General features: G+C 44.0%; 1 protein-coding gene. It reads left to right on the top strand.

Annotation, left to right across the window (positions count from 1 at the left end):
• Window positions 1-1,405: 1,405 nt before the first annotated feature.
• Window positions 1,406-11,476, top strand: a 10,071-nt coding sequence (locus P7J58_RS10570) for a DUF1542 domain-containing protein (RefSeq protein ID WP_408572583.1), incomplete at its 3' end; no start/stop codon positions are given.

Genomic DNA, 11,476 nt, shown 5'->3' with positions numbered 1-11,476 from the left:
AAGGAACTGAGGCGCAGGCTATACTAAAGTATGGCAAGGCGAAAGTGACGATGTATCAAAGATAATTCAAATGACTGTACTATAGTAAATTGAATTAAAAACGGGACAGGTTCAAGTTTATCAGCTTGAGGACTCTAAAGCTATTTTGAGATTGAGCTACTGATACAATAACCCAAAATTGTACTACTCTTGATTCAAATCGCTATACAAGAGAACTAAACAATTGATATAAGGGGAAAAGTTTCGTCCAGCCCAAAAACATAAAAATATAACAAACCCTATCTCTTTACACAACAATATCCATGTAACACCCCTTAGCTTACAGCCTGACAAGTCTATAGTCGCCAAGGTTCAACTTCATCAACATGAATAAATGTGTGCAAACTAGGTTATGGCACCGATATAAAACCAGCACTCACCTCCTCTCTTTGCATAAATATACAAGCTCCATCATTCGCATTTTTGGAAAATATAAAAAAGAAACTGGAAAACATTCAGAAAACGCTATCAACTATCCAAGAAAACAAACCTCATTCTCAGCAAATACCATGAAAACGCACCCAGAAAACCTAGCCGAATCCCGACGAGGCTGGGCAGAAAGCCCAGCACCCCTTCTCAGAGTTCGTGTCAACATCTCAGCGCAGTGGTTGATTGGCTTTAACAGTCTGGGAGACTGTTAAAGGTAGGAGATAAGATTTGCAAAGCAAATCTCAGCAGTTCGTTTTTTACACTCCAAATCTGGCCTATACGACTGATGCGAACAGAGTTCGCTTCATTTCCAACCTCAAACTGTCCCCCAGACAGTTTTGTAGCGAACTTTGTTCGCTCTATTTCCAACTTCCAACTGTCCCCCAGACAGTTGGAACTATGCGGGGGAGGGAGTGAAACAGTCTGGGGATAGACTGTTTCAGCTCAACAACTGGAAATAAGGACTTGTTGACGAACTCTTTTTAGACTGGTCGAGTTCTTTCCCACTCCCAAAAATATGAAAAATGAGAAAATTTTCATATTTTATACAGTTTTTTAGAAAAAAATTTATGCTATAATTAGTTTGAGGAGTCACTCATAACTAAATGAAAAAAACTATGAAAATAAATCAAAAAAATGCATGTAATAAGAAAATGCTTACATGCATTTTCTTCATGCGTATGGCGTGGAATGAGTATTATTTTCTTGAATTTCTGAAATAATAGTGCTATAATTTAACTATCGTACTTATGTAGATTTTTCGGAGCTTTTGCGCCAATATACGTCACCCTATGTTCAGAAATGAGCTAATCACAGACGATACTTTCTTCCTAATTTTTTAAAGCAGGGGGGGGGGTATTTTTGTGTGTAAGCAAGCGATAAAAAGGTCTATGTTAGTGACTATGGCATAAGCCAGAATAATTATAGGAGGATTTTCATGTCTAGTAAAGATATGTTTAGAAAAGAACAACGTTTTTCTTTTCGTAAATTTAGCTTTGGTCTAGCTTCAGCGGTCATTGCCAACGTTATTTTCGGTGGAGCAATCGCAAACAGCCCTGTTGTTCATGCCAACACAGCAACTGAAACAGCAGCAGTCGCAACAAGCGAGCGGATTGCATCCATACCATACACAGTTAACATCGTGGATCAAACAGGTAAAGTTGTTGAAACGAAAGAGAAAAAGGTTTTAGTATATACAGTTGAGACTATTGCAACAGCAACAGAATACTTGACTGCTGACCTTGTGCCAGAAGGCTATGCCATTGTATCAGGATTAGGTGAAGTTACCCTTACTGAAAAAGCAGACAACATCTTCACAGTAAAAGTAGACAAAATTGCACCAGAAGCAGTAGCACCAACTACGACAGCTGAGTCGGCTACATCTGAAACAGCAACTGCAGCAGCAACTCCTGAGCCAGCAAGTTTAGCAGCTACGCAACCAACACCAGTGACATCAGAAGTAGCTGAGGCTGAGGTAGCACCAACTACATCAGAAGAATCAGCGAAACCAACAGAACGTACAGCCTACCTTAGCTACATCACTCATTACGTCAATGAAGCAAACGAAACTGTTGACAGAAGAGGTCACCTTGTAGCTGTAACAACGACAGATGAAACAGCTAAAACACAAGTAACAGTTTCTGCATCTGAGAATATGCCTTCTGGTTGGGAATTGGTTCAAGATAAGGCAAAAGTTGTTGTTCAATTGGTTGAAAACCAAACAAATATATTAGTTTTTGCCGTAACGAAAAAATCTAAAGAAGAAGAGATTGCAGAATCACAATTGTCAAACCGTGATGTCTTGATGCGATTGTCTTTAGAAGCAGACTTGCTTGCGGACGAGGCACTACGCCAAGTAGCGAAAGAGCAAGCTGGCAACACTGCCCTTGAAACAGCTGCTAACGAAACGAAAGCAGTAGCTGCTACCGCTAATGAAGTCTTGGCAAATGACGCTGCAACTGAAACAGAACTCGATGACCAAATCAATACAGTACGCACAAGCACACAAAACCTTGCTGCGGAAATGTTGAAAGTCGATAAAGATGGGATCTTGACGGCGATGTTGGATGCGACAACTCAAGGTATCACAGTCACCACGTCAAGTAAAGGTAAAGTTCGTCCAAATTATCCAGACCATATCCGTGATTTTGCAACCAATGAAAAACAACGAGAATATGAGAATCAGGATTTCTTCTTTGGTTTGATTGGCAAGGAGTTAACTGAAGAGGCCAGCCAAATCAGTGCAACAGCACAAGGTCCGGATGGCTCACCTCTACCCGTTTCACTTGTAGGTGGTGGATGGCAAGAAATCCCTGAAAGAGACAGATATGGTCTGAACATCAATAATTCAGGTGTCATATACGGAACAACCACTATCAAAGAGGCAGGTAATACCTTTTCATGGCGGTTCAAAGCTAGCAGCAGTGGTTATGAGACAGTAGGACCACAGTTCACCTTTGTACCATACACGGTTGTCAAGACTGATAATGAGCCAGTTCGTAAAGCAGTTACGGCGGGAGTGACTGCTGATGACATCCTTGCAAAAGTTAAGTCAGATGTAACACGTGATGATGGTTCAACACGAGGGCCATTGAACGCTACGTTTGAAGAATATTTCAACTCTGAATTAACTGCTCGTGCAACAGGTAAATCAACCAAAGTTGCAGAAGATGCTAAGAATGGTAAACAAATCTGGCATGAAATTGTAGGAGATATTCCAACAACTGCAGGAAGACACACTGTAACCGTTCGTTCAACAAACGTCCATGGTCAAACGATTGATACAGATGTTGTTGTAGATTTGTATGATTTTGAAGCAAAAGATAGAGCTGAAGTTCGTAAGTACACTGATTGGGATAAACCAATTCATGCGATTATAGAAATCGGTCGAACTGGTGAAGAAGCAGCTGTCGTTTTAGAGAATATTCCTGACGATTTCCAAATCGAAAACTTCAATATAACCGATGATGCGGCTACCCAACTTGAAAAACGAAACTTAGAGTTTGTCAAAAATGCACAAGTAGTAGACAAAGAAGATACTGTAGATAATAAAAAAGATGGTATTGTCGGTTATATCCGTCCTAAAGCAGAATATGGTAATGTAGCAACTTATACCGGTTCGAGCAATCTCCCATACACTTTTAAGTATACAAAACTTAACAATGCAACTGCTGATGAAGCGAATGATGTATTGAGTTACACAATCTTGTTCATCGATACTCAAAAACCAGTCGTAACTCCTAAGTCAGAGTACATCCGCTTTGTCAATGAAGCGTACACTATTAGCGTTCCAGGTACAGATAATGCTTATCTCGACACAAGTAAAATCAATGGAACTCTCTCAGTTCTGAAAGATGGTGAAACAGGGCGTAAAGTATCACCAGGTCTAGGTACAGGCACTAATATTGCTTCTGAGTTGGATTCGACTGGAAAAGGTAACCAAGGTGATAACTCAACCAAATTCAATGTCAACATCACAGGAACTGGTCCAGCAGAACAAGGCACAGGTGATTACAAACTTCGTGTTGGTGAAAATAACTATCCTGCAGGTCCAGATGTAGAACGTGTTGATGGTAAGAAGCCAGAAAACGTTGGCTTGACACCTATAAAAGTAACCTTCGTCAAACGTGCGGCAGTGACAACACCAGTTGCCGTTGTAGACCCAGCAAACTTGACAGCAGATGAAAAAGCAGCTGTTATTGCTCAACTCAAGAAAGACAACGCAGACAACCAACGCTTGCAAGACTTGCCAGATTCAGCGTTTACAGTGAACGCTGATGGTACGGTTTCAGTTGACTACAGTGCTGGCGGTACAAATATTGACGCTGTGAAAGACGAAGTTAAGAATGCAACTGTTAAATTGGCTGATGCTCAGAAAGAAGCAAAAGATGCAATCGATGCTAAATTAGCAGAAGAAAAAGCTGCTATCGAAGCAAAACGTGATGCAGATATTGCTGAAATTAACAACACGCCTGGATTGACAGACGACCAGAAGAAAGCTGCGAGAGATGCAGTTACAGATACTGCTGGTAATGCGTTGACTGACTTACAAACTAAAGCTGACGATGCGAAAGCAACTATCGACACTAAGACAACGGTTGCAGATATCGACGATGCTAAGACAGCAGGTGAAAAGGCCTTGGACGATGCAACAGTAAACGGTGAAGCAGCTATCGATTTGACTAAGGATAAAGAACTCGCTAAAGCGGATGTTGAAAACCAAGCAAAAGCCGCTATCGAAGCAGTCAAGAACAATCCAAACTTGGATGAGAGCGAGCAAGCACCATACATCGAAGCGATTGAGAAAGCCGCAGAAAAGCAAAAAGCAGCTATCGACGCAGCGAAAGACACTGTAGGTATTACAGACGCAGTCAATGAAGCTGAAAAAGTAAACGAAGAGCAACAACTTGCAGCCGCTAAGGAAGATGCGAAAGACAAGATTGCTGAAGAAGCCGCAGCAGCTAAAGAAGCGATTGATAAGAATCCAAACTTGTCAGGTGCAGAGAAGACTGCAGCTAAAGATGCAGTAGACGCAGAAGCAGAAAAAGCTAACCAAGCTATCGATACAGCAACGACTCCAGACGCAGCTCAAACTGCAGAAGATAACGGTGTCAAAGCTATCGATGCTGAAGAACTTAAAGCAGCTAAGCAAGATGCTAAGAACAAGATTGCCGCAGATGTTAAAGAAGCAAATACAGCGATCGAGTCAAATCCAAACTTGTCAGAAAAAGAAATTGCAGATGCTAAGGCTGAAGTAGCTAAAGCAGCAGAAGAAGCTAACAAAGCGATTGATGATGCAACAACACCAGAAGCAGTTCAAGCAAAAGAAGAAGAAGGCACGAAAGCAATCGCTGCAGATGTTCTTGACGCAGCTAAACAAGATGCGAAGAACAAGATTGCCAAAGATGTAGAAGCAGCTAATGCAGCTATTGAGTCAAATCCAAACTTATCAGAAGATGAGAAAAAAGGCTTTAAAGATGCTGTAGATGCAGAAGCAGCAAAAGCAGTTGCGGACATCGAAAAAGCAAAAACACCAGAAGCCGCTCAAGCAGCAGAAGAAGCTGGTACGGCAGCTATCGCAGAAGATGTTCTTGATGCAGCTAAGCAAGATGCGAAGAACAAGATTGCCAAAGACTTGGCAACTGTAGAAGCAGCTATCGATGCGAACTCAAACTTGTCAGAAGATGAGAAGAAAGCAGCAAAACTTGAAGCTCAGGCTAAGGCAGCGGAAGCAGTAGCAAACATCGAAAAAGCAACGACACCAGAAGCAGCTCAAACCTTAGAAGATGCAGCTGTAAAAGACCTTGCAAACATCGAGATTAAAGCGGCTTACGATGACGCAGTGAAAGCGATCGAAGCAGCGGATAACTTGTCTACAGCAGCTAAAACACAAGCCTTAGAAGACATGAAGAAGGCTCGCCAAGCAGCAGAAGATGCTATTAAGACAGCAACAACAGCTGATGAAGTTGCCAAAGGTGCACTTGATGGTTTGAAATCTATTGCTAAAGTTGAAGCAAAAGCAGCAGCTGACGATGCAAAAGCAGCTATTGCCAACAATTCAAACTTGACAGACGATGAGAAGAAAGTCTACACAGATGCCATCGATGCAGCTTTGAAAGAAACAGAAGCTAAGATTACAGATGCAGCAGATGCAGATATTGTTGACGCTGAAACAGTTCTTGCTCAAAAAGACATCGCTAAGCAAGAAGTAGCCGCAGCTACAGCTGATGCTGTGAAAGGTATTGAAGCAAATACCAACTTGACAGATGCTGAAAAAGATGAATACAAAGCAGCTGTTACCAAAGCAGCTGAAACAGCTGAAAAAGCTATTACAGATGCAACAACAGCAGCTGACATTCAAAGCAAGACCTTCGATGCTACTCAAGATGTTGCTAAAGAAGAAGTAAAAGCTGACGCAGCTGATGCAATCGCGGGTATCAAGGCCAACGACAACTTGTCAGATACTGCCAAAGAAGAAGCAATTGCAGCCATTGAGGAAGCAAGAGATACCACTCTTGAAAACATCGAAAACGCGAAAACAGCAGCAGAAGTAGATACAGCGACACTTGACGCTGAAAAAGCAAATGCTAAAGCAGAAATCAAGGCAGCAGCCGATGACGCTAAGAAAGCCATCGATGAAAATGCAAGCTTGCCTGCATCTGATAAGAACGCTCTTAAATTAGCGATTGATGCAGAAGTTGCAGCAACAAACCTTGAGATTGACAATGCTAAGACAGCAGAAGAAATCGACGCAGCAACTCTTGCAACAGAAAAATCAATTGCTAAGGCAGAAGTTAAAGCCGCTGCAGAAGATGCATTGCAAGCTATCGATGAAAATGCTAACTTGACAGACGATGAGAAAGCAAAAGCGAAAGCAGATGTCTACGTTGAATTGAGCAAAGCTGAAAAAGCTATCGATAAAGCAGACACAGCAGACGCTATCGACAACGCAACCCTTGTTGGTGAGAAAGCATTCGCTAATGAAGAACTTGAAGCAGCAGCAGAAGATGCTAAGAAAGCTATCGACGCAAACACCAATTTGACACCAGACGAGAAAGTAGCCGCTAAGAAAGCTGTAGATGCTGACTTGGCAAAAGCTAAGGAAGCCGTTACAGTAGCGAAAACAGCTGACGAAGTTGATGCAGCAACTCTTGCGGGTGAAAAAGCACTTGCTAAAGAAGAAATCAAGGCAGCAGCTGACGATGCTAAGAAAGCCATCGATGAAAACGCAAACTTGACACCAGACGAGAAAGCAGCCGCTAAGAAAGCTGTAGATGATGAAGTAGCGAAAGCTAACGAAGCGATCGATGCAGCTAAGACAGCAGATGCCGTTGACGCAGCTACGCTTGTAGGTGAAAAAGCAGTCGCTAAAGAAGAAGTCAAAGCTGCAGCCGACGATGCTAAGAAAGCCATCGACGAAAATGCAAACTTGACAGACGACGAGAAAGCAGCCGCTAAGAAAGCTGTAGATAATGAAGTAGCAAAAGCTAACGAAGCAATCGACGCAGCAACCAAAGCCGATGCAGTCGATGCAGCCACTCTTGTAGGTGAGAAAGCAGTCGCTAAAGAAGAGCTTAAAGCGGCAGCGGATGATGCTAAGAAAGCCATCGACGAAAACACAAACTTGCCTGAGTCTGAGAAGACTGCTCTTAAATTAGCGATTGATGCAGAAGTTGCAGCAACAAACCTTGAGATTGACAATGCTAAGACAGCAGAAGCCATCGACGCAGCCACTCTTGTAGGTGAAAAAGCAGTTGCTAAAGAAGAAGTCAAAGCCGCTGCAGAAGATGCATTGCGAGCTATCGATGAAAATGCAAACTTGACAGACGATGAGAAAGCAGCAGCGAAAGCAGATATTTACGTTGAATTGAGCAAGGCTGAAAAAGCAATCGATAAAGCAACTACAGCAGATGCTATCGACAATGCAACGCTTGTAGGTGAAAAAGCATTCGCTAAGGAAGAACTTGAAGCCGCAGCTGACGATGCGAAAGCAGCTATTGATGCAAACGACAACTTGACACCAGACGAGAAAGCAGCCGCTAAAGATGCAGTAGATGCTGAATTGGCAAAAGCTAAGGAAGCCATTGCGGGAGCAGTAACAGCCGACGAGGTTGACGCAGCTACACTTGTAGGTGAAAAAGCAGTCGCTAAAGCAGAACTCAAAGTCGCGGCCGACGATGCTAAGAAAGCAATCGACGCCAACGACAACTTGACAGACGCTGAGAAACAAGCAGCTAAAGATGCCGTAGATGCAGAAGTAGCGAAAGCTAACGACGCCATCGATGCAGCTAAGACAGCCGATGCAGTAGACGCAGCTACACTTGTAGGTGAAAAAGCAGTCGCTAAAGAAGAAATCAAGGCAGCAGCTGACGATGCGAAAGCAGCGATCGACGCCAACGACAACTTGACACCAGACGAGAAAGCAGCCGCTAAGAAAGCTGTAGATGATGAAGTAGCGAAAGCTGACGAAGCGATCGACGCAGCAACCAAGGCAGAAGAAGTTGAAACAGCAACTCTTGCAGGTGAGAAAGCAGTCGCTAAGGAAGAACTTAAAGCGGCAGCAGACGATGCTAAGAAAGCTATCGACGCCAACGACAACTTGACACCAGACGAGAAAGCAGCCGCTAAGAAAGCTGTAGATGATGAAGTAGCGAAAGCTAACGAAGGCATCGATGCAGCAACAACAGCAGATGCAGTTGATGCAGCTACTCTTGTAGGTGAAAAAGCAGTCGCTAAGGAAGAACTTAAAGCGGCAGCTGACGATGCTAAGAAAGCTATCGACGCTAACGACAACTTGACACCAGACGAGAAAGCAGCAGCTAAGGCAGCAGTAGATGCAGAAGTAGCGAAAGCAAACGACGCCATCGATGCAGCAACATCAGCAGACGAAGTTAACACAGCTACACTTGTAGGTGAAAAAGCAGTCGCTAAAGAAGAAATCAAGGCAGCAGCTGACGATGCGAAAGCAGCAATCGACGCCAACGACAACTTGACAGACGCTGAGAAACAAGCGGCTAAAGAAGCCGTAGATGCAGAAGTAGCGAAAGCAAACGAAGCTATCGATGCAGCAACTAAAGCAGAAGAAGTTGACGCAGCAACTCTTGCAGGTGAGAAAGCAGTCGCTAAAGAAGAACTTAAAGCGGCAGCAGAAGATGCGAAAGCAGCTATCGATGCTAACGACAACTTGACACCAGAAGAGAAAGCAGCCGCTAAAGAAGCAGTAGATGCAGAAGTAGCAAAAGCTAACGACGCCATCGATGCAGCAACTAAAGCAGAAGAAGTTGAGACAGCAACTCTTGTAGGTGAAAAAGCAGTCGCTAAGGAAGAACTTAAAGCGGCAGCGGACGATGCGAAAGCAGCTATCGATGCCAACGACAACTTGACACCAGAAGAGAAAGCAGCCGCTAAAGATGCAGTAGATGCAGAAGTAGCGAAAGCTAACGACGCCATCGATGCCGCAACATCAGCAGAAGAAGTTGACACAGCAACTCTTGCAGGTGAGAAAGCAGTTGCTAAGGAAGAACTCAAAGCAGCCGCAGAAGATGCTAAGAAAGCAATTGATGCCAACGACAACTTGACACCAGAAGAGAAAGCAGCCGCTAAAGAAGCAGTAGATGCAGAAGTAGCTAAGGCTAACGACGCAATTGATGCAGCAACTAAAGCAGACGAAGTTGAGACAGCAACTCTTGCAGGTGAGAAAGCACTTGCTAAAGAGGAAATCAATGCAGCAGCCGACGATGCTAAGAAAGCTATCGACAACAATGCAAACTTGACACCAGAAGAGAAAGCAGCAGCTAAGGCAGCAGTAGATGCAGAAGTAGCGAAAGCTAACGACGCAATCGATGCAGCAACTAAAGCTGACGAAGTAGATGCAGCAACTCTTGCAGGTGAGAAAGCAGTTGCTAAGGAAGAACTTAAGGCAGCAGCAGAAGATGCTAAGAAAGCAATCGAAGCTAACGACAACTTGACACCAGAAGAGAAAGCAGCCGCTAAGGCAGCAGTAGATACTGAAGTAGCGAAAGCTAACGACGCAATTGATGCAGCAACTAAAGCAGACGAAGTTGAGACAGCAACTCTTGCAGGTGAGAAAGCGGTCGCTAAGGAAGAACTTAAAGCTGCAGCCGACGATGCTAAGAAAGCTATCGACGCAAACGACAACTTGACACCAGAAGAGAAAGCAGCCGCTAAGGCAGCAGTAGATACTGAAGTAGCGAAAGCTAACGAAGCTATCGATGCAGCAACTAAAGCAGACGAAGTTGATACAGCAACTCTTGCAGGTGAGAAAGCAGTCGCTAAAGAAGAAGTCAAGGCAGCAGCAGAAGATGCTAAGGAAGCCATCGATGCTAACGACAACTTGACAGACGCTGAGAAACAAGCCGCTAAAGATGCAGTAGATGCAGAAGTAGCGAAAGCTAACGAAGCGATCGATGCAGCTAAGACAGCAGACGAAGTTAACACAGCAACTCTTGATGGCGAGAAAGCACTTGCTAAAGAGGAAATCAATGCAGCAGCGGAAGACGCTAAGAAAGCAATCGATGCCAACGACAACTTGACACCAGAAGAGAAAGCAGCCGCTAAGGCAGCAGTAGATGCGGAAGCAGCGAAAGCTACAGAAGCTATCAACAATGCTAAGACAGCAGACGAAGTTAACACAGCAACTCTTGACGGTGAGAAAGCACTTGCTAAAGAGGAAATCAATGCAGCAGCCGACGATGCTAAGAAAGCTATCGACAACAATGCAAACTTGACACCAGAAGAGAAAGCAGCAGCTAAGGCAGCAGTAGATGCAGAAGTAGCGAAAGCTAACGACGCCATCGACGCAGCAACCAAGGCTGACGAAGTTGAGACAGCAACTCTTGCAGGTGAGAAAGCAGTCGCTAAAGAAGAACTTAAAGCGGCAGCAGAAGATGCTAAGAAAGCTATCGACGCCAACGACAACTTGACACCAGAAGAGAAAGCAGCAGCTACGAAAGCCGTAGATGCCGAAGTAGCGAAAGCTAACGAAGCTATCGATGCAGCTAAGACAGCAGCCGAAGTTAACACAGCAACTCTTGACGGCGAGAAAGTACTTGCTAAAGAGGAAATCAAGGCAGCAGCCGACGATGCTAAGAAAGCTATCGACAACAATGCAAACTTGACACCAGAAGAGAAGCAAGCCGCTAAAGATGCAGTAGATGCAGAAGTAGCGAAAGCTAACGAAGCTATCGATGCAGCTAAGACAGCAGCCGAAGTTAACACAGCAACTCTTGACGGCGAGAAAGCACTTGCTAAAGAAGAAATCAAGGCAGCAGCGGACGATGCGAAAGCAGCAATCGATGCCAACGACAACTTGACAGACGCTGAGAAACAAGCCGCTAAAGATGCAGTAGATGCCGAAGTAGCGAAAGCTAACGATGCTATCAATGCAGCTAAGACAGCAGCCGAAGTTAACACAGCAACTCTTGCAGGTGAGAAAGCAGTCGCTAAAGAAGAACTTAAAGCGGCAGTAGAAGATGCTAAGAAAGCTATC

This window comes from Streptococcus suis, from assembly GCF_046032535.1.
In the GTDB taxonomy this organism is placed as follows: Bacteria; Bacillota; Bacilli; order Lactobacillales; family Streptococcaceae; genus Streptococcus; species Streptococcus suis_AK.
The sequence above is the reverse complement of the archived record's forward strand: the minus strand, read 5'-3'. Positions and strand labels throughout refer to the sequence as shown.